Origin of the sequence: Olsenella sp. An270 (genome assembly GCF_002159735.1) — a bacterium.
GTDB lineage: Bacteria > Actinomycetota > Coriobacteriia > Coriobacteriales > Atopobiaceae > Thermophilibacter.
On sequence record NZ_NFJF01000010.1, the window covers coordinates 1 to 20,193 of the forward strand.

A 20,193-nucleotide genomic window follows, 5' to 3' on the forward strand; every position below is an offset into this window, starting at 1 on the left:
CGCCACCCCCGCCCCCAGCGCCTGGGACATGGACGACGTCCCGCGCCCGCACCTCGTTCGTTAAAGCGCGCCTCCCGCGCAGACAAGCCCTCATCGACAGGAGGTTCCAATGAGCAAGAAGACCGTCGGCTTCATCCTCGGAAGCATCGTCGGCGCGGCCGCTGGCGTCGTTGCCGGTGTCATGCTCGCCCCGCGCTCCGGCGCCGAGAGCCGTGCCATGGCCGCCGACGCCATGAACGACGCGTGGGATTCCGCCGTCGACACCTACGAGCGCGGCGCCAGCGTCGTGAACGACAAGCTCAACGCCGTGCGTCCCACCGTCGACGCCAAGACCGACGAGCTCCGCGCCAAGGTCGACCTCGCCCGCGAGCGCATGGACCAGCTCCGCGACTCCCTCTCCGAGGCCGTCGCCACCGCGTCCGACCAGGTCAAGGACGCCGCCTCCGCCGTCGCCGACCGCGTCTCCGCGATGACCGACGCCGCCCCGGCCGAGGCCCCCGCCGAGGCCGTCCACGTCGAGGTCGTCGAGGCCGACGAAGAGACCCCCGAGGCCTAGCGCGTGCTCAGAATCAGTTCTCTCACGGGCCAGCGCGTCCTTCTCTTCAAGAAGACGACCAAGGCCAAGGACGGCACCGTCACGGACAAGTACCAGAAGTTCGGTCGCGTGCGCGCCGCGGTCTTCTCGCCTGACGGGAAGCACGTCGCTGGCTTTGTGATCAAGCGCCCTGACGTCGCGGGCATGGTCAAGCGCGCCGACGCCTTCGTGGCGTGGGACGCCCTCAAGCGCATGGACGAGAAGAACCTCCTCGTGTCCCGTCCCGAGGACGGCCTGGACGACGCCGCGCTGCGTCGCCTGGAGCTGGACTGGGATCGCTGCATCATGTGGTCGGGCATGGACGCCAAGACCACGGAGGGCAAGTCGCTCGGCTACGTGTCCGACGCGGAGTACGACGAGAGGACCGGCGAGGTCACGCGCTTCTTCACCGCCGACGGCGGGATGGCGCGCGCCCTTATCGGCTCCTTCGTGATCACGCCCGACATGGTGCGCGGCTATCGCGACGGCTTCATGATCGTGGACGCGCGCGACAAGAACGTCTCGCTCGACGGCGGCCTGGCCGGCGCGGCCGGCGAGGGCTACGCGCGCGCCAAGGCCGGTGCGTCCGAGGTGGGCAAGAAGGTCGGCGCCGCGGCCGGAGAGGCCGTGGACAAGGGCTCGTTCGCGCTGGGCCGCGCCCTCGGCAAAGCCAAGCGCGCCATCGCCGACGCCGCCGCGCCCGAGGACGAGCCACCCGCCGTCCCGGAGGTGCCCGCCGCCGACGTCCGCGTGGAGAAGCCCGCGCAGCGCATCGCCGAGAAGAGCGTCGCCCCCGCTTCCGCCAAGAAACCGCAGCCCAAGACCTACGCGCCCGCGGCAAAGCCCGCCGCCGGCGCCAAGAAGCCGGCGCCCAAGAAGAAGCCGGCCCCCTCGACGGGCGACAAGGTCGCCCGCGCCGCCGGCAGACAGCTCAGCGGCTTTGGCAAGATGTTCGGCTCCTTCAAGGACGAGTTCGACAAGGCCAGCAAGGGCAAGTAGGGCCAACGCGGTGCCAGCCCGCATTCCAAAGCATTCCGCACACATTCCGAATGTATTCCGAATACTTGGAATGTATTCCGATACATTCGGAATGCATTCGGAAATGACCTGTTCAAATCTGCTGCGTGACCGCTGGTGACGGCACGTTCTTGGCACGCCCAAAACAATTCGCCGATATTCCTCAAAATTTTGCATACAAAGTGGAAAACTTTGTATATAAAGAGCAAACTTTGTAGAATACAAACATGCAAAGAACGGAGGCCGTATGGATGCAAAAGAGCTTGTGGAAAGAGTCGTTCACCAAAAGGCGGAGGGTCAGACCGTCGAGGTGAAGGCTGCTAAGAGCGGCGCTCCGAAGGTCTACGACACCCTTTCGAGTTTTTCCAACCAACAGGATGGCGGCGATATCGTCTTTGGCATGGACGAGCGCGACAACTTCAAGGTGGTTGGTGTCTACGATGTCCAGGCGCTACAACGCGAAATCGTAGACCAAGGCAAAGAGATGACGCCTGAAGTTCATCCCACTTTCGAAACGTATGAAGCTCCGGCAGGTACTGTTGTGGTTGCCCACGTCTCGGGGATGCCGATGGGACGCCGTCCTGTTTATCGCACCACGTCGGGCATAACAAAAGGTGCCTACGTGCGCAGCGGCGACCAAGACTTGCACATGGGACCGGCCGAGCTCTACGAGATCGAGGCTTTCAAGGATGGCCTGAGAGACGACGTGAGCGTCCCGTCTATTTCAGAGAGGGATATGCTCGACCCGGACAAGGTTGCCGACTTTGTAATTAGAGCGAAAGATGATCGACCAAACCTCGCGCGGCGAGATGCCGAGAAGGTCCTGGACCTGCTGGGGGTCCAGAGGGACGGGAAACCTACGTTGGCGGGCCTCATGACGCTGGCCGACTACCCGCAGCAGGCGCTTCCAAATCTCTGCGTAACCGCCATTGCTGTTTCGGGAACAAGAATCGGTCAAGACGACTCGGGGGAGAGGTTCATCGATAACAAGCGCTTCGAGGGAACCATAGAGGAGATGGTCGAGGCGGCGATCGCGTTCATAAAAAGGAACACGCGGACAAGGTCGGTCATCCGGGGCATGCGTCGAGAGGATATCCCAGAGTATCCAGAGAAGGCCGTGCGTGAGATTGTGGTCAATTCGCTGATGCACCGAGACTATGGCCCATATAGCAACGGCACGCCCACCAGGCTGGTCATCTTCTCCAACCGCCTGGAGTGCTGGAACCCAGGGGGAATCTACGGCGGGCAGAGCATCGACAACCTCGGATACGTGAACATACAGACGAGGAACCCGACCCTTGTCTCAATTCTGGAGATCCAGGGAGTTGCCGAGAATCGCCACTCAGGGATTCCGCTCATCAGGGAGGAGATGAGAAGGGCAGGCCTGCGCCCCCCTGTGTTCGTCGACAGGAGAGGGTCGTTCTCTGTCACCCTTTACAACGAGCCCGAGGTCAAGAGCGCGAGGAACAGGGGCGGTAGGCGCAAAGTTTCCGAGGAGGAGCTTCTGGAATTCTGCTCCGTTCCAAGAAGCAGGGGCGAGATTGCCTCGCACTTTGGGATAAACACCGCCTACGCCTCGAGACACTACATCAACCCGTTGGTTGGGCGCGAGCTTCTGCTCATGACGATGCCCGAGAAGCCACAGAGCAAAGACCAGCGCTTTGTGACTGCACGCTAGGCGGGTCCCCGCGACGCCGCCTAGACCTCGCGCCCTAGACCTCCAGCACGCCCAGCAGCGCGCGGTGGTCCGTTCCGCTCACCACCGCCGTCTCGAGGTTGCTCACCTGGACCCCGGAGCCGCGCCAGTAGACGATGTGGTCGATCTCTACCAGCGACGGCAGCTTCCCGGAGGGGTACGTCATGTGGAACCCCTCGCCGGCCTCCGCGCCCGCGTCCACAAAGTCGACGCCCAGCAGGTCGCGGAACTGCGCGTGGTCCCACGTGGAGTTGAAGTCGCCCATGATGAGGTAGCTGTGGTTGTAGCCGGAGAGCTGCCCGATCACGTCCAGCCCCTCGTCCCACAGGTCCTGCGCCCCGCGCACCGGCGAATTGGGGTGCACGCTCACCACGCGCACGGCCAGCCCGCCAATCTGGACGGTGCCTGCGGGCATCGAGCTCGTCTCGATGGGCAGCAGGTTGCCCGAGACGTCGCTCATCGGCGCCAGGGTCCAGATGCCGTTGCGCCCGCCGTTGCTGATTGCGGATGCCTCGTCGGAGATCACGTAGTAGGGGAGCAGGTCGTAGAGGCCGGCGGCGGCAAGCTCGTTCAGGAAGCTGTCGGTCAGCTCCTGCATGCAGAGCACCTCGACGTGCTTGTCGCGCACCAGCGCAACCACCTCCTCGGCGGAGGCGCCGCCGTTGGCGGTGTTGAGCGTCATGACGCGAGCCACGTTGTCGGAGGGGTCGGAGACGGTCTGCGCCGCGGTCACGGCTGCGTCAGAGACGCCCGCCCGCGGCAGCAGGAACCCGGCGTGCCACCAGAGCATCGTCGCCAGCGCGAGGACGCTCACCACAAAGAGCCCCAGGCGTCGCCACAGCAGCGCCAGCACCAGGCACAGGATGATCGGCGCAAAGAGCCACGGCACAAACGAGATTAGCTCGGGCAAGGCGCGGCCGCTCGCCAGCTCGGCCGGCAGGCAGCGTAGCGCCATCTGGGCCAGTACCCCCAGCATGACCAGCCAGAGCAACGCGGAGAGGCAGCCGTGTCGCGGGCCCTTCCGGACTCGCGGCGCACGCGGCGGGCGAGAAGGACCGTCGGGTGCGGCGGGCGCGTCGGCCCCGCGCGGCGTCGGCGCCGCCACGCGCGGACCCGGCGCGGTGTCGCCCGTCGCGCGGGCGGGGCGCGCGGCCTCCACAGGCGTGCGGCGCACCACGGTCGCGGCGGGCTCCAGCCATTCGTCGACCTCGCGCCCGGCCTCGGTGTCCGAGCCCGGCTCAAGGTTGGCGGTCAGCGCGTCCCACTCCTCGTCCGACAGGGGTTCCCAGCGGGCGTCTGTGTCCTCGGCGTTGTCAAGGAAGTGGTTGGCCATGCGTTCCTCTCGTTAGCTACGAGTCAATCGTACCCGCCTGAGCGCGGTGGGCGACAAACCTCACAAGACATCTGGCAAACGAGAAGGGCCGCTAGCCAGTGAACTAGCGACCCTCTCTCCACTCAATTTGGATATGCTTCGCGTCTGATTGCGAGGGTCCCATCAAAGCTCAGTCCAAGTGAGCGGGTGCGACTGCGCCGCGTTCCACCCGTCCGCAACCGTTCGCATATATGCAAGCACGTTGGGGTTTTCATCGAGGTAGGCTGACCAGTCTTCGGTCAGGCGGTAGCGACCGTTTTCCTTCCCGGGGCTGCCGTTGAACATCATTCGTCCCAACACAAAGAGACCGTCATTATTACTCACGGATTCTCGGACGGCCTTTTCATGAATCCCCCCAGCTCTGTTTCGAAACTGCTGCTGTCAAAGTCAGCAACTACGGCGGCTATTACATCATGGCGCAGGCTCCTGACGGCTGCTGAATTGCGACAGACCTTACCGTTGGCTGTCCTGATTTGCTCGTGTGCGAGGCCATCGCCTGGATCAGACGATTGATCGCTGAGCCGCCTCTCCAGGGGTGCAACCCGTCTCCATTTGCATAGATGCCAGCCGGCAAAACCTGCGAGTAGCGTTGTCGCAAGAAATCCAAGCACGTGCAATGCTGAGAGCAGCGGTGCCGTCGTCTCCGGGTAATCCATAACAAAAGCCCACCAAGTGGGTACCCCGAACAGTATTGTGAGGGCGATGCCGATATAGGAGAGCGTCTTGTCGTTCATTGTGATTCCTTTCCTGCTGGGTCAATAGACGGACGGGCCGCGCCCGCTCGGCACGTATGACACGCATGTGTTTCAAAGAGATAAAGTATAATACAAATTATATAGTTACAACAGTTTACTGTACTAATTAGAACGAGTATCCAAATCTGATTTGTGGGTTCGAGGCTTGCCTGTGAGAAACATGTTACTTAAAGCAAAAAAGTTGTGTGAACATACGACAGGCGGTCTTCAGCTGCTGGTCATTCGCCGTGGTCGCGCTATCATATGGATGTTCGTAATCGAACGGAGGGGGGTTCTCACCTCGCCTCCGTGGCGGCACGGGAGGCGAGTGGTGAAGGTCGTCATACTTGCAGGCGGATTTGGCTCCCGCATCTCCGAGGAGAGCCACCTGCGGCCCAAGCCCATGATCGAGATCGGCGGCCGGCCGATTCTCTGGCACATCATGAAGGGGTTCTCCCACTACGGCTTCAATGACTTCGTGATCTGCGCGGGGTACCGTCAGCAGGTCATCAAGACGTACTTCAACGATTACTTCCTCGAGATGTCCGACGTTACGTTCGACTTCCGCGACGGCAGCAAGGACGTGGAAGTTCACAGCACCGTTGCAGAGCCTTGGCGCGTGACCGTTGCGGACACCGGTTACGACACCTTCACCGCTGGCCGCATCAAGCGCATCCAGAAGTACGTGGGAGACGAGCCCTTCCTGCTCACCTACGGCGACGGCGTCTCCGACGTCGATCCTAACGACATCATTGCCCACCATAAGAAGGTTGGCGGGCTCGTCACCCTGACCGGCGTCATTCTCAACCAGCGCTTCGGCGTTCTGGATATTGATGAAAGCGACCACGTCTTCTCGTTCCGCGAGAAGCGCGAGGCGGACGACGCCTTCATCAATGGCGGCTACATGGTCGTGGAGCCCGAGGTCTTCGACGTCATCGGCGCAAGCGGCGTGCCGGCGGAGCGGGAGGACTTCTCCGGCGTGACGATGGAGCGTCTCGCACGTGAGGGCCAGCTCACCGTCTACCCCTACACGGGCTTCTGGCGCTGCATGGACACCCAGCGCGACAAGCAACAGCTCGAGGAGCTCTGGGAGTCCGGCAACGCGCCTTGGAAGGTGTGGTAGCGCCATGGCAACCGTGGACACCCTGCGATCCTTCTACGAGGGAAGGCGCGTCCTGGTCACGGGATCGACCGGATTCAAGGGCAGCTGGCTCTGCGGGCTGCTGCAGAGCCTCGGTGCCGAGGTCTACGGTTACGCGCTCGAGCCTTCCACCAACCCGAGCCTCTGGGACATCGTCGGCTTGGGCGAGAAGGTTGCTCACTCGACGGCCGACGTTCGCGACCTTGAGACGCTTTCTGATGCCTTCATGTCGTTCCGCCCCCAAGCGGTTTTCCACCTCGCTGCGCAGCCGCTCGTAATCGATGGCTATGAACGTCCCCGCTATACCTACGAGACCAACGTCATGGGCACCGTCAACGTGCTCGAGTGCGTTCGCACGTGTGACAGCGTGACGTCCTTCCTCAACGTCACCACGGACAAGGTCTACGAGAACCTCGAGCGTCCCGGCTACGGCTACCGGGAGGATGACAAGCTCGACGGCTTTGACCCCTACTCCAACTCAAAGAGCTGCTCGGAGATCGTGACGCACTGCTACCAGAAGAGCTTCTTCGCCGAGGGGTCAACCGGAGACGCGGCCGGCCGCTGCGCCATTTCCACGGCTCGCGCCGGCAACGTCATCGGCGGCGGCGACTTCTCCGCCAACCGCATCGTTCCCGACTGCGTGCGCGCCGTGCAGGCCGGTGAGCCCATCGTCATCCGCAACCCCAGCTCGGTGCGCCCCTACCAGCACGTGATGGAGCCGCTCGTGGCCTACCTGCGTATCGCGGCGGGTCAGGAGGCAGACCGCTCGCTTGCCGGCTGGTACAACATCGGCCCGGACGACAAGGACTGCGTGACCACCGGTGAGATCGTGCGCCTGTTTGCCAAGAGCTGGGGCGACGGCTTCTCCTTCGAGGAGGGTCACGTGGACGGTCCGCACGAGGCCAACTTCCTCAAGCTGGACAACACAAAGGCCAAGCAGGCGCTTGGCTGGCAGCCCGCGTGGGGCGTGGCGGAGGCCGTCTCCCGCACGGCGGACTGGACACGGGCGTGGCTCACCGGCGGCGACGCTGCGGCGACAGCCTGCATGAACGAGCAGATCAACGACTATCTTGGAGCTCTGATTTAGATGGCTTTTGAGGGCAAGACCGAGCAGGAGGCGCGCGAGGAGATCTTGGCGCTCGTGGCCGAGTACACGAAGGCCTACAAGATGCCCAAACCCTGGCAGCCGGGGGAGCGCATCAGCTATGCCGGTCGCGTGTTTGACGAGCGCGAGATCGTTGACCTAGTGGACTCCTCGCTGGATTTCTGGCTCACCGCTGGTCGCTATACCGAGAAGTTCGAGAGCGAGTTCGCCAAGTACGTCGGCGTCAAGTATGCTGCCGTTACTAATTCCGGGTCCTCAGCCAACCTGCTGGCCTTCTCGGCTCTGACGGCTCAGGAGCTCGGCGACCGCGCCATCCGCCCGGGCGACGAGGTTATCACCGTGGCCGCTGGCTTCCCCACTACGGTATCGCCCATCATCCAGTTCGGCGCGGTTCCCGTCTTTGTGGACGTGACCATCCCCCAGTACAACATTGACGTCACTAAGCTTGAGGAGGCCGTCTCGCCCAAGACAAAGGCGGTCATCATCGCGCACACGCTTGGCAACCCGTTTGACCTCGCTGCGGTAAAGAGCTTCTGCGACAAGCACAATCTCTGGCTTGTAGAGGACTCCTGCGACGCCCTGGGCTCCAGGGCCCTCGTCGACGGCGAGCTGCGCATGTGCGGTACCGTCGGCGACATCGGAACGGCGAGCTTCTATCCCGCTCACCACATGACGATGGGCGAGGGCGGTGCCGTCTTCACCAACAACCCGCTGCTCTCGCGCCTGGTTCGCTCGTTCCGCGACTGGGGCCGCGACTGCGTGTGCCGTGGTGGCGAGGACAACCGTTGCGGCCACCGCTTTGACGGACAGTATGGCGAGCTCCCACGCGGCTATGATCACAAGTACGTCTACTCGCACTTTGGCTACAACCTCAAGGTTACGGACATGCAGGCCGCTATCGGCTGTGCGCAGCTTGAAAAGATCGCTGACTTCGTTGAGGCCCGCAAGAAGAACTGGGCGTATCTGCGCGACGCGCTTGCCGGTACGGAGGACAAGCTCATTCTTCCGGAGCCGCTGGCCGACTCCGATCCCAGCTGGTTCGGCTTTGTCATCACCTCCATGGAAGGTGTGGACGGCGGCGAGGTCGCGCGGCACGTGGAGGCGGAAGGCGTTCAGACGAGGCGCCTCTTTGCGGGCAACCTCTTGCGTCACCCGTGCTTCGATCCCATCCGCAACACTGACCGCTATCGCGTGGTGGGCTCCCTCGACCAGACCGACCGAATCATGCACGATACCTTCTGGATCGGCGTCTACCCAGGCATGACGGACGAGAAGCTTGAGTACATGGCCAACTCCGTCAGACGGGCAATCAGCTGAGACTATTCAGCTTTGAGCGGGGCAGTGCGATCAGGCGCCTTGGTCGAGGCGCTGGCATGAGAGACAAGGACAGACGTCGATGAAGCTTTCTGATTACGTGTTCAGCTACCTGAGCAGTATAGGAACCGAGGATGCCTTCATGCTTCCTGGTGGGGGGGCAATGCACCTGGTGGACTCTCTTGGTCGCTCTGACATCAGGTATACGTGTTTTCTCCATGAGCAGGCAGCGGCAATCGCCTCGGAGGCATATGCCCAGAATTCGAACAAGCTCTCGGTCACGCTGGTTACCTCGGGCCCAGGGGGCACGAACACGCTAACTGCGGTTGCTGCTGGATGGATTGACTCGACGCCAATGCTGATTATCTCCGGTCAGGCCAAGCGGTCCGATTTGGTGGGGGATACTGGTGTCCGGCAAATCGGCTCTCAAGAGGTGCAGATTGTCGAGGTAGTTGCCCCTATAACAAAGTATGCGGTCCAGATTCTGGACCCCAATACTATTGCCTATCATCTGGAGCGTGCCGTATTTGAGGCAACTCATGGACGTCCGGGCCCTGTTTGGCTGGACATTCCGCTTGACGTTCAGGCTGCCGAGATTGACGAGAGTGTGCTGGAGCACTTTGATTCAGCGGTTTATAACGTTCCGGTGGCGAGTGACGACTTTATTGAAGGAGCGGTCGAGCTCATCTGCCAGGCAAAGCGCCCCCTGGTTCTTGCGGGCAATGGCATTAAGCTGGCGGGTTCGACCTTGGCGTTTCGTAAGCTCGCGCGGTTGCTTGGGGCTCCCGTTCAGACGACCTGGAAGACCATTGACATGTTTGGCGAAGATGACCCGCTCTATCTTGGTCATCCTGGGACTATGGGAGATCGAGGTGCAAACCTTGTGCTCCAGGAGGCGGATCTTCTGCTATCAATTGGCAGCCGTATAGATACGAGTTTGACTGCGTTCAACGAGATTGACTTTGCCCGTAATGCCGAGAAGATTATCGTCGACATTGATCAGCACGAGCTCGATAGAATGGAGATACCGAGGAGTCACAAGGCCTGTGCCGATGCTGCTGGGTTTATCCGAGCCCTCTCCGAGGCTATTTCGTCAGTCGATTTGCCTGATTGGTCTCAGTGGCTCAATCACTGCAAGGAAGTGCGTGCTACCCACCCTGTCGTGACGGATGAGCATAAGAGGAAGCGGGGCGCGGTCAGCTGCTATTACTTTGTCGATAAGCTGAGCGACCTCCTTACGGAGGACGACGTTATCGTTCCCGAAAGCTCCGGGGGTGCTGCAGAGATTACCTGCCAGGCGTTTCGCCCCAAGTTCGGTCAGAGCATGAAGCACGCTGCCGGACTGGGCTCCATGGGCTTCGGCCTGCCCTATGCCATTGGCTCGTGCCTGTCCCTGGGGAAGCGGCGTACGGTGCTGATTAATGGTGACGGCGCATTCCAGATGAATATTCAGGAGCTCCAGACGGTTGCTCGACTCAATCTCCCAATTAAGATTTTCGTGTGGGAGAACGATGGTTATGCGTCCATCAGGAACATGCAGCGAAACAACTTTGGGGGGTTCTACGTTGCTAGTGGGTCTACGAGCGGTCTCGTGATGCCGGACATCGCGGCCGTTGCTGCCTCCTATGGGCTCCTAACGTTCCAAATGTCTTCAAATGAAGATGTTGATGCGATGCTTGAAAGCATTTTGGTGAAGCAGGGGCCGACGCTTTGCGTCGTGCATGTTGACCAGAACGAGACGGTTAGCCCGAAGTGCATGGCGAAGCGCCTTCCAGACGGATCCATGCGGTCGATGCCGCTCGACAAGATGTGGCCGTACCTTTAACCGCCTTGTCCGAGATCGGTACTTGCCCGTACATGACTTTGTACTGTGATTGAGAGGGACACAATGTTTGAGAAGCCGTTTGTGATCGCAGAGGCCGGTTGCAACCACAAGGGGGACATGGAGATTGCAAAGCAGCTCATCTATGTAGCGGCCTATTACTGCCACGCTGATTCAATCAAGTTCCAGAAGCGCAACAACCGCGAACTACTGTCACCGGAGCAGTACAACGCCCCCCACCCCAATCCGGCCAATTCCTACGGAAAGACATATGGGGAGCATCGGGAGTACCTTGAGTTTGATGTGGAGCAGCACAAGCAGCTCAAGGAATGGTGCGATGACGCTGGTATCGTCTACGCGACATCGGTGTGGGACATGACCTCCGCGAAGGAGATTGCCTCGATTAGCCCTGTCTATATCAAGATTCCCTCGGCGTGTAACAACAACTTCGAGATGCTTCAATGGCTGTGCGACAACTATGGCGGCGAAGTTCAGATTTCCTTTGGGATGACAACCCATGCTGAGGAGGAACAGGTCGTTCAGCTGTTTGAGAAGAATGGTCGCAACAAAGATCTTGTCGTATTTGCATGCACCTCGGGCTATCCGGTTCCTTATGAGGACGTCTGTCTACTCGAACTCAAGAGGCTGCAGGAGTCCTATGGCAGTGAGGTGAAGGCTATCGGCTTCTCCGGCCATCATCTCGGCACGGCGGTCGATGTTGCTGCGTATGCGTTGGGTGCCCGCTATATCGAGAGGCATTACACTCTCGACAAGACCTGGAAGGGTACGGACCATGCTGCCTCTTTGGAGCCGGATGAGCTTAAGGGCCTTATCGACGATCTTAGGAACGTGTCTCTAGCCATGAGGAGGAAGTCCGAAGAGATGCTGCCCATTGAGCTTGTCCAGCGGGATAAGCTCAAGTATCGCAAGCACTAGAGAGTTCAAACGTTATGGAAGGATGCCACATGGATGCCCTCCTGACGCTCCCCCGCATCCGCATGGTGCTGACCGATTGCGACGGTTGCCTCACTGACGGCGGAATGTATTACACCGAATTCGGTGACGAGATGAAGAAGTTCAACACGCGCGATGGCATGGGCTTTTCGCTGCTTCGTTCGAAGGGAATCGTTACTGGAATAGTCACGAGTGAAGGCGTCAAGCTCAACGAGCGACGGGCGCAGAAGATGGGGGTCGATATTCTTGAGAGTGGTGTGAGGGACAAGCTGCCCGTTGTCCAACGTCTGTCTCAGGAACGAGGAATTCCTCTAGACGCAGTCGCCTATATCGGGGATGACATAAATGACCTTGAAGTCATCAGGGCGGTGGGGCTTGGATGTAGCCCGGCCGACGGTATACCATCGGTGCGTGCGGCAGCGCGCTATGTGACAAACGCATGTGGGGGCCATGGTGTGTTCAGGGAGGTTGCGGACCTCATACTTAGCAGCTTGGAAGGCGCGGACGAGTAAGGACTGACAGGTGAAGTTCGGAATCATCCAGTTTGATGGAACTGACACGGACAAGTTTGACAAGGTCATCATTAACATTGGTGATGCTGCGCAGCTCATGGCGATTGAGAACATCTATGCGCAGATGGGCGTTTCTCCCGAGGAGATTGTCTACATCGATTACTACGACCTGGAAACCTATGATGGCGACTATGCCGTAGTGCCGGTCAACCTGCTGATTATCCATGACCCGGGAAACAAGAGGTTCCTTCGCTTCTCACCGAGAATCGTTCCGGTCTTTCTGGGGGTGTCGTTCTCCGACCCTACTCTTGGTCAACATGAGCTGGATGTTCTTAGGAAGTACGAGCCAATTGGATGTCGCGATCAACGCAGTATGGACCTGTTGCGAAGCCATGGAATTGAGGCCTATGTCAATGGGTGCCTGGCCCTCACGCTTCCTCGCAGCAAAAGCGAGCACCATGGCGAGAAGGTAATCTTTGCGGACGTTCCGACGTCGGTGTTGCCATATGTCCCCAAAGAGCTTTACAAGGACATCGAATTCGTCGACCAAGAGGTGTTCGACAGCCTTGACTCACTCCCGAATGGTTCGCTGAAGGACTTTACCAAGCGGGTCATAGAGAAGTACGAGACCGACGCTCGTTTGATAGTGACCTCTCGCTTCCACGGCGCGGTTCTGGGCATGGCACTTGGCATCCCAGTCATCGTTACTCTCGAGCAGTACACCTATAGATTCAGTTGGATAAAGAAACTCGTGCCCTTCTATACGGAGGGTAGCTTCGACTCAATCGACTGGAGCCCCTCGGCATCGGACCTCGAGCCTATGAAGCAGCGTATGATTCGCATAGCAATCGATAGAATCGAGGCAGCCTATCGTGCGCACAACCTCATATGTGACCAGAGTGCGTTCCTCGAATGCGGCGACACTGGTGATGACCTCGGTCAGATTCCGTGCTATGCAGGCGCGTTGGGGTTCATTAGGGAGCGATGGAAGCAGGACGACGTATTCAGGTACTCGATTTGGGGCATCAACAAGAACGCTGAGGATATTTATCAGTTCATCCGGAGCAACTATCCGAACGCAGTTCTTGCTCATGCGTACGACATGTTTAATGAGAAGCTCTTTCACGGAGTTCGTACTGAGTATCCTTCCGACTTTGAGAAGGACGAGTTTGTCTTTGTTGCGGCCTACCTCGCTTCGCAAATGGCGCCGGGTTATTTTGCTGAGCACGGAGTGAATGAGGACCGCTACTACCTATGCAAGAGGTCTTTCATCGGGGAGGCTGATATTCGTGGCTGATTACCAGAAGACAATCAGCTTCCTGATTCCATGCCGTAACGAGGAGTCCAATATCTGTGAGATAGCGGCGGGTATTACCGACCTCTTTAGCGGGCCGCTTGCCGGATATAATTACGAGATTGTGTTCGCGGATAACTGCTCCGAGGATTCAACGAGGGAAAAGATTCGATCTCTGTGCACCGAGAATCCAAGGATAAGGGCAGTGTTCAACTCTGTGAACTCCAGGTATTCGGTTGCGAACGCACTCTCCCATGTGTCGGGTGATGCATGCGTCTACATGGCTTGCGACTTTCAAGACCCTATTGAGGTCGTCCCAAAGCTGGTAAGCGAATGGGAGAATGGACACGAGGTCGTTTGTGCCGTCAAGACTCAGAGTGACGAGAGAAGCTCGATGTACCACGCACGAGGCGTCTTCTACCACCTCATGCGCTGGCTTACAAGCATCGAGCCCTATTCGGTTGACTACTTGGACCAGTTTACTGGGTTCGGGCTCTATAGCCATAAGATGGTGCAAGAGTATGTGAAGGTGTGCGACGCCAACACGACGCTCAGAGGCTTTGTTGCCGAGTATGGCTACAAAGTCGGCATGGTGTCATTCGTTCAGCCTAAAAGGAAAAAGGGCAAGAGTAAGCTCAATCTGTACTCCCTGTATGACTTGGCGATGTTGAACATCACCTCTTACTCAAAGGTCTTGATCAGATCATCCACTTGGGTGGGAATTGGTCTGTTCATCATTGGAGCGCTGGTAGGGATCTTTTCACTCATGTCGTGGGCGCTCCAAATTGTCGCCATTGATGCGGTCTATTCCCTCATCCTCTGTTTGGCTGGCCTTGTGCTCGGATATGTTGGGGTGTTGGGCGAGTACGTCCTCAACATCAATTCCAGGATCTCCAAGATGAACAAGCCGCTGTTGTTCGAGGAGGAGCTGATTAACTTTGACGATGAGTAGTGTCCTGCGAGCGGACTTCTCCGAGATCCTCCAGGAAACTGATGAAGCACAAATCGCCGGCAAAACCTTCTTGATTACCGGTGCTTGCGGCTTTATCGCCAGCTATCTCGTGCGCTTTCTCATGTATTTCAACGAGAGCCATAAGGGGAAGGAGGCTACGGTAGTTGCTCTTTGTCGGAACAAGGCTAAGGCTCAAACGACATTGGCTGACGTGCTTTCGTCCGAATACCTACGATTTCTGGTGGATGATGTGCTCGACGCAGATATATCGGGCTATGAGATTAACTATCTTATCCATGCCGCCGGCATCTCCACGAGTGATGGGCACAGGAAATATCCCATAGAAACGCTTTCGGCCAACATGGTTGGGACCTACAATCTCTTGAAGCAGTGTGCAGAGATGCCCTGCTTCGAGAGGTTTGTGTATTTCAGCAGTGGCGCCGTATATGGCGATATTGGTGCATCAGGGGAAGGCGTTATCACGGAGAGTGCCTTTGCGCCGATTGACCCACTTAGCCCGGACGCGTGCTATGCGACTGCCAAGAGGTCGGGCGAGGCGCTTTGCGGGGCTTTTGCCGCTGAGCAAGGGGTGCCATGTACGATTGTCAGGATTAGTCACACCTACGGTCCCGGAATAGACCTCAATGACGGACATGTCTACTCCGACTTTGCGAAATCGCTGCTCAACGAGACGTCGCTTGTCATCCGGGGGGACGGCTCCGCTACGAGGCCATTTTGCTATGTCTCGGATGCTGTGACGGGGGTCTTCTGTGCCATGAAGGTGGGAGGGTCCGTGGAGGCGTTCAACATGGCGAACGAGGACGCATACTATTCAATCAATGGACTTGCCCAGTTGTTGTCGAAGAGCTATAAGCCGGGAACGGAAATACCGATTGTGCATCTTGTCCCATCCGTTGAGGGTGACTGTGCAGCGCGGGTGTGCGCCCAGAAACTGCGCGCGAGTGGATGGCAGCCTAGGGTAGATCCGGTTGAGGGATTCCGGAGGACCGTTGAGTATTGCCGTGAGAGGGGAATGTATGAGCGGTGAGGCAAGGCTTGCCCTTACTGGAGCTTCAAGGAGGGCTCAGAAGGTAGCTGCCTTGTTGCTCTTCCTCGCCCTGATAGGCCTCTCTATGGTCTTTGCACGAGTTGCGACCATTGAGATGAGCATGCTCGCTCAGTTCTTCGCCCTGCTCCTAGCGGGCGCTGCATGCATTTACTTTTCTCATAGCTGCATGCTTTCCAAGAGAGAATATGTTGAGCTACTGATTCTTGCCCTTTTTGGGCTGCTGTTTACTGGAACCGCCGTTCTTTGCAACGGAGAGAGGGTTTACGAGCGTATAGCGCTTGCGTGGGGTCTCCTAAGTCTTGTGGTCACTGTCTTATCGGCCCATGGGCTTCAGGTCAATAGCTCGAAACCGTCTGGGGCCAGTATCGTCGCATGGCTTAAGGTGCGTTGGCCCGTAATGATAATTGCCGCAATCTACGTTGTGGCATACATCCCTAATTTTGACCTATGGGTTAAGGGGGATTCTGCAACATACTATCGGCTGATGCGCGAGCTGCCTAACTGGAACTTGTCGTTTGATAGCACATTGGGCTATGCGCAGCTTGGCGGCCATTATGCCTACGGGTTTGCGGTGCTTAACTACCCGATCTCCCTTCTGTTCGGTGGGTCACTTTTCGGCCTCAGGTTCGGTCATCTTGTGATGAGCTGTTTGGCAATCACGATGATTCCAGCTCTGCTAAGGAAGCTCTTCCCAACCCTGCGAGAGGTCTACGTATACGGCTGTACTGCGCTGCTTGCGTTCTCGCCGCTCGTGTTCGGCCTATCTGCAGAGTTTACCGTTGATGCATACAGCCTATATTTACTGGTCTTGATTTCCTTCTTCCACATAAGCAGAGCGAGAATACTGCTCGGCGCCGCGTGCCTCGCCTTCATCTTCACGAAAGAAGTAAACGCTATCGTGCTGTGTCTCTATGCAGTCTTTGCCCTGGCATATGAAATCAGAAAATCATCGGTTTCAGAATTCGTGCATAACGGAGGGTTAGCTGACGCATTGATGTTTCTGATTGCAGGCGGCTTCTTCGTTCTTGTGGCATATATGCAGAAGTCAAGTGCATGGACGACCTCGCAATACGTCAGTGGCATGAATGGGCTGGGCATCAACGGGCTATACATTGTGACCAAGGTCAAAGAAATGCTCTTCATGAATGGCCATTGGCTGCTGCTTGCTATTAGTGTGCTGACGGTTGCCGTCTGGGGCAGACATGGGGTGACGGGCAGTCGCCTTCATTTGGATAACGAAGGGTATGTAGAAATAGGTAGGGGGGCTTGCCGGGCGGGGATGGCTGGCGCATTCGTTGGCTTTGTCCTCTATAGCCTCTTCTTTGTCACCTATGTGACTTATCGCTATATCCAGCCCTTGATTCTTTTTTTGGTGATCGGGATCGCGGCGATCTGCAGCCGAAGCAGGCGGTCACGATGCATGGATTGCCTTCTTATGGGTGCATTCGTGTTCTATGTAGGATGCAATTTCTTCACGGACCCTGTGACCCAGCTCCTCTTCAAGAATCTTGATGCGGGTAATGGGCGAGTAATCACTACGCGTACCTTCATCGAGGTGAATAATGAGGCCTCGACGAACGAAAGGGACCTGAAGAATTACCTCATTTCAAATGCAGTGGTATACAACAGGCAGTACCTTGGAATCGAGCGCTGCATCGAGAGTCTTATTGCGGACGTGGACAATGGGGATATGATTACGGTTCTCGTTCCAGCGGTATTTGGTGACCAGACGATACGCTCGACCTTTGGCTCTGCACTGGATACAGAGACATACTATTGGGATGCGAAAACTGGCAACATCGTTGTTGACGCGGAAGGACAAGGTCTGCCCGAACTCCATCTCGTGGAATTTGACAAAGGAGAGAAACCCCCCATTACTTCGATGGAGGACACCTACGTGCTCATCATGCCTTTCGAGGATGTCTCGGGATACCTGGAGTGCTTTGATGTAGTAGATACGGTATATGAATCGAGTGGTGTCTGGCGGTTTGGCCTGGCGAAGGTGTCTGGAGAGCGGTGAAGACCGAGGCGATGGTGGTGGGGAATAGCGGGGCCTCTTCGGGACAGGGGTCTTTGGTGCTCCAAGGGCGCCTGGCAGTTTTGGACATAATGAAGGCTCTATGCATCCTGCTGGTAGTCTGGGGACATCTGCTGGAGACGTCCTTTGACCACACGTTTGTGTGGAACCTTATCTACATGTGTCACATGCCCTGCTTCTTTCTGATTAGCGGCTATCTCATGTATGGGGCGATGGGACGGCATGGCCCGGGGTTGCTGATCAAGAAGAGAGTAAGTGGCTTGCTGACTCCATTCGTCATCTGGTCACTGCTTGCAGTTGCGGCCAATACGGTATCTGGAGTTATGCGAGGCGGTTCCTGGTTGGAGTGCTTGGGCGAGAGCGTGATGTCGAGTTTTTTGTATGCAAACTCTGTCTGGTTTTTCCTCGCACTGTTTCTAACTGAGTGCTGGTTCATAGTCCTACATGAGGTGCATGCATTCCTCTCCCGCCGTGGCATTGCCCTAAAGATGTGGGCGGTGCTACTCGCTGGATGGGTCTGTGCCGGACTCCTCTCGACAGAATTGTTTAAAATTAACAAAGTAGCAGTATACTTTCCATTTTTTGTAATGGGCTACTGGCTGGCATCACGCAAGAGCGTAGATTGCTGCCGGGGAAGTATTCTGACTGTCGGCAAGCTGGCCTCTGGCTTCCTGATCTGTGGTCTTGTCTATGGGGTCCTCGTCAGCGCCTATAGCGATAACCCGGTTCCATTTGATACTTTTACGAACTGGATGTATCGGCCGTCTTTGGGCTCGACAATGATGTTGCGGGCGTTTGCTCTATACGGTGTCGCTTTGGTTGGCTGTGCAGCAATTTACTTTGCCTCGAGAGTTATCGAGACTACAGGGGCAAGTGCTTTATGCTGCTCAATCGGCGTGCAAACCGCCATCATTTATCCTGTGCATATCATGCTCACACGAGCGGTTTTAGCTTTAGTCCCAACGCCGGAAACAGTCTTAGGAGCGTCCATGCTCTATCTGATTACGAGTTGCATGCTTGTCGCGGCAATTATGCTTGGCGTGCGGATGCTTGGAGTTCTGCGGGACGCCCTTACCACACGGACTGCAAGGTAGGTCTAGGTCTAACGCTAGAGCGTCATCGAATCCCTTATAATTTGATATACCGCAATCTCGTCGTTGATGTCGTCGACATGCTTCAGGCTCACTGAGGGACCGTAGCGCTCCCGGAGGTAGGCGAGTAGCTCCTGACAAGTCTGATTAGACGGGTAACGTACAATTTCTTGCGCACTTTGACAGCGGCATAGCGTCCAGATAGGAAGGAGGGCACGGCCCGCCCCGGTATGATTCGAGTTGTCGAGACAAGAAACATGCTGGAGGTAGACCATGCCCGAGCCCATCGTAACATTGAACGAGGAGTCCCTGAGGTCCGACCTGCGCGAGCTGGTGAGGAGGACGGTCGAGGAGATGCTCAACGGCCTTCTGGACGGGGAGGTCGGAGACCTCGTGGGCGCCGAGCGCCACGAGCGCACCGCCGACCGCGAGGCCTACCGCGCGGGCCACTACGAGCGGAAGCTCGCGACGACGTCCGGCGAGGTGACGATCCGCATGCCCAAGCTCAAGGGGATGAGGTTCACCACGGCGATCATCGAGCGCTGCCGGCGCCGGGAGACGAGCGTCGAGGAGGCCATGATCGAGACGTGCCTCGCCGGGGTCTCGACCCGCAGGATAGAGGACGTCTCCGAGATCCTCTGGGGCTCCAGCGTCTCGGCCGCCACCGTCTCGAGCCTCAGCGAGAAGGCGTTCGCGTCGGTCGAGGAGTGGAGGAACAGGCCCCTCGACCGGGCCTGCCCCTACGTCTACGTGGACGGCATCTACCTTAAGAGATCATGGGGAGGCTCATACGAGAACGTCGCCGTGATGGTCGCCATCGGCGTGAACGACGACGGCTACCGCGAGGTCGTCGGCGCCGCCGAGGGCCACACCGAGTCCTCGGAGTGCTGGCGGGAGTTCCTCTCGTGGCTGAGGTCGCGCGGGCTGCGCGGCGTGCGCATGTCCGCCGGCGACAAGGCCGCCGGGATGGTCGGCTCGATCGCCGAGGTGTTCCCGGGGGCGGCGCACCAGAGGCGCGCCGCCCGCTTCTACCGCAACGTGCTGGCCAGGGTGCCCAAGTCCAAGCGGCCGAGGGTCGCCGCGATGCCGAGGGCCGTCCACGCCATGGAGTCGCGCGGGGCGGCCGAGGCCAAGGCGCTCGAGGTCGCGTCCGAGCTGGAGGCCTCGAGGCCCAGGGAGGCCGCCAAGGTGGTGCGCGAGGGCTTCGCCGAGACCCTGACCTACACGCGCTTCCCCCCGCGAGCACTGGCGGCGCATGCGCACCAACAACGCCATCGAGCGCCTCAACCGGGAGATCCGACGCAGGACGAGGGTGGTGGGGACGTTCCCCGACGGGAACTCCGCCCTCATGCTCGTGACCGCGAGGCTCAAGTACGTCGCCGAGAGCGAGTGGGGCTCCCGCCGCTACCTGGACGTGACGCTGCTGGAGGAGGCGCACCGGGAGGCGGGCATATAGGGCTGTCCGAAAGTGCGCAAGAATCTTGACGGTACCAAGTGCGCAAGAATCT

Annotated in this window: 16 protein-coding genes and 1 pseudogene; 15 read left to right on the forward strand and 2 right to left on the reverse strand. The window is 58.4% G+C overall.

What is annotated here, in order from left to right; genetic code table 11:
- The first annotated feature begins 109 nt into the window (after positions 1 to 109).
- The 3 genes from B5F73_RS08985 (at position 110) to B5F73_RS08995 (ending at position 3,269) form a co-directional block, all read left to right on the forward strand.
- Positions 110 to 556: a YtxH domain-containing protein gene (locus B5F73_RS08985; protein ID WP_087227903.1), complete on the forward strand. Its 447-nt coding sequence runs from the start codon at positions 110 to 112 to the stop codon at positions 554 to 556.
- Between the two features lie 3 nt (positions 557 to 559).
- Positions 560 to 1,573 carry a hypothetical protein gene (locus tag B5F73_RS08990; protein WP_087227904.1) on the forward strand — a complete coding sequence of 338 codons (1,014 nt, stop codon included), beginning with the start codon at positions 560 to 562 and terminating at the stop codon, positions 1,571 to 1,573.
- A 265-nt stretch (positions 1,574 to 1,838) separates the two neighbouring features.
- Positions 1,839 to 3,269, forward strand: a complete 1,431-nt coding sequence (locus B5F73_RS08995; protein WP_087227905.1) for an ATP-binding protein — start codon at positions 1,839 to 1,841, stop codon at positions 3,267 to 3,269.
- Positions 3,270 to 3,303: 34 nt separating this feature from the next.
- Here the strand turns inward: B5F73_RS08995 and B5F73_RS09000 are convergent, their stop codons facing one another.
- The gene (locus B5F73_RS09000; protein WP_087227906.1) at positions 3,304 to 4,620 is read right to left on the reverse strand and encodes an endonuclease/exonuclease/phosphatase family protein; all 1,317 of its coding nucleotides are present in this window, start codon (positions 4,618 to 4,620) and stop codon (positions 3,304 to 3,306) included.
- A gap of 359 nt (positions 4,621 to 4,979) precedes the next feature.
- On the reverse strand, positions 4,980 to 5,393 hold the full coding sequence (locus tag B5F73_RS09330; RefSeq protein ID WP_143803178.1) for a hypothetical protein: 414 nt from the start codon (positions 5,391 to 5,393) through the stop codon (positions 4,980 to 4,982).
- A gap of 331 nt (positions 5,394 to 5,724) precedes the next feature.
- On the opposite strand from B5F73_RS09330, the gene rfbF reads away from it, so the two are divergent.
- From rfbF to B5F73_RS09060, 12 genes and pseudogenes are all read left to right on the forward strand, one after another.
- Positions 5,725 to 6,516, forward strand: coding sequence for a glucose-1-phosphate cytidylyltransferase (gene rfbF / locus B5F73_RS09005; protein ID WP_087227907.1), 792 nt, complete (start codon positions 5,725 to 5,727; stop codon positions 6,514 to 6,516).
- Positions 6,517 to 6,520: 4 nt separating this feature from the next.
- Positions 6,521 to 7,621, forward strand: a complete 1,101-nt coding sequence (rfbG, locus tag B5F73_RS09010) for a CDP-glucose 4,6-dehydratase (RefSeq protein ID WP_087227908.1) — start codon at positions 6,521 to 6,523, stop codon at positions 7,619 to 7,621.
- Entirely contained in the window at positions 7,622 to 8,956 is a 1,335-nt protein-coding gene (gene rfbH / locus B5F73_RS09015; RefSeq protein WP_087227909.1) for a lipopolysaccharide biosynthesis protein RfbH, read from the forward strand.
- Positions 8,957 to 9,035: 79 nt separating this feature from the next.
- Positions 9,036 to 10,778 (forward strand): thiamine pyrophosphate-binding protein, encoded by a 1,743-nt coding sequence (locus tag B5F73_RS09020; RefSeq protein ID WP_087227910.1) that lies wholly within the window; start codon positions 9,036 to 9,038, stop codon positions 10,776 to 10,778.
- A 63-nt stretch (positions 10,779 to 10,841) separates the two neighbouring features.
- Positions 10,842 to 11,711: an N-acetylneuraminate synthase family protein gene (locus B5F73_RS09025; RefSeq protein ID WP_087227911.1), complete on the forward strand. Its 870-nt coding sequence runs from the start codon at positions 10,842 to 10,844 to the stop codon at positions 11,709 to 11,711.
- 29 nt (positions 11,712 to 11,740) lie between these two features.
- On the forward strand, positions 11,741 to 12,241 hold the full coding sequence (locus tag B5F73_RS09030; protein ID WP_204206310.1) for an HAD hydrolase family protein: 501 nt from the start codon (positions 11,741 to 11,743) through the stop codon (positions 12,239 to 12,241).
- A gap of 10 nt (positions 12,242 to 12,251) precedes the next feature.
- Positions 12,252 to 13,538: a polysaccharide pyruvyl transferase family protein gene (locus B5F73_RS09035; protein WP_087227912.1), complete on the forward strand. Its 1,287-nt coding sequence runs from the start codon at positions 12,252 to 12,254 to the stop codon at positions 13,536 to 13,538.
- Positions 13,531 to 14,487: a glycosyltransferase family 2 protein gene (locus tag B5F73_RS09040; protein WP_158094792.1), complete on the forward strand. Its 957-nt coding sequence runs from the start codon at positions 13,531 to 13,533 to the stop codon at positions 14,485 to 14,487. Before B5F73_RS09035 ends, B5F73_RS09040 begins: the two co-directional genes overlap by 8 nt.
- Positions 14,480 to 15,535 carry an NAD-dependent epimerase/dehydratase family protein gene (locus B5F73_RS09045; protein ID WP_087227914.1) on the forward strand — a complete coding sequence of 352 codons (1,056 nt, stop codon included), beginning with the start codon at positions 14,480 to 14,482 and terminating at the stop codon, positions 15,533 to 15,535. The genes B5F73_RS09040 and B5F73_RS09045 overlap by 8 nt, the downstream gene beginning before the upstream one ends.
- On the forward strand, positions 15,525 to 17,576 hold the full coding sequence (locus B5F73_RS09050) for a hypothetical protein (RefSeq protein WP_143803180.1): 2,052 nt from the start codon (positions 15,525 to 15,527) through the stop codon (positions 17,574 to 17,576). Before B5F73_RS09045 ends, B5F73_RS09050 begins: the two co-directional genes overlap by 11 nt.
- Positions 17,573 to 18,688, forward strand: a complete 1,116-nt coding sequence (locus B5F73_RS09055; protein WP_087227916.1) for an acyltransferase family protein — start codon at positions 17,573 to 17,575, stop codon at positions 18,686 to 18,688. Before B5F73_RS09050 ends, B5F73_RS09055 begins: the two co-directional genes overlap by 4 nt.
- A gap of 270 nt (positions 18,689 to 18,958) precedes the next feature.
- Positions 18,959 to 20,141: pseudogene (locus B5F73_RS09060) on the forward strand (IS256 family transposase).
- Positions 20,142 to 20,193 lie beyond the last annotated feature (52 nt).

Excerpts from the sequence above, each read along its gene's own strand:
- B5F73_RS08985 (WP_087227903.1), top strand. The coding sequence starts at position 110 with ATGAGCAAGAAGACCGTCGGCTTCATCCTCGGAAGCATCGTCGGCGCG.
- B5F73_RS08995 (WP_087227905.1), top strand. The coding sequence starts at position 1,839 with ATGGATGCAAAAGAGCTTGTGGAAAGAGTCGTTCACCAAAAGGCGGAG.
- B5F73_RS09000 (WP_087227906.1), bottom strand. The coding sequence starts at position 4,620 with ATGGCCAACCACTTCCTTGACAACGCCGAGGACACAGACGCCCGCTGG.
- B5F73_RS09330 (WP_143803178.1), bottom strand. The coding sequence starts at position 5,393 with ATGAACGACAAGACGCTCTCCTATATCGGCATCGCCCTCACAATACTG.
- rfbG (WP_087227908.1), top strand. The coding sequence starts at position 6,521 with ATGGCAACCGTGGACACCCTGCGATCCTTCTACGAGGGAAGGCGCGTC.
- rfbH (WP_087227909.1), top strand. The coding sequence starts at position 7,622 with ATGGCTTTTGAGGGCAAGACCGAGCAGGAGGCGCGCGAGGAGATCTTG.
- B5F73_RS09020 (WP_087227910.1), top strand. The coding sequence starts at position 9,036 with ATGAAGCTTTCTGATTACGTGTTCAGCTACCTGAGCAGTATAGGAACC.
- B5F73_RS09025 (WP_087227911.1), top strand. The coding sequence starts at position 10,842 with ATGTTTGAGAAGCCGTTTGTGATCGCAGAGGCCGGTTGCAACCACAAG.
- B5F73_RS09030 (WP_204206310.1), top strand. The coding sequence starts at position 11,741 with ATGGATGCCCTCCTGACGCTCCCCCGCATCCGCATGGTGCTGACCGAT.
- B5F73_RS09045 (WP_087227914.1), top strand. The coding sequence starts at position 14,480 with ATGAGTAGTGTCCTGCGAGCGGACTTCTCCGAGATCCTCCAGGAAACT.
- B5F73_RS09050 (WP_143803180.1), top strand. The coding sequence starts at position 15,525 with ATGAGCGGTGAGGCAAGGCTTGCCCTTACTGGAGCTTCAAGGAGGGCT.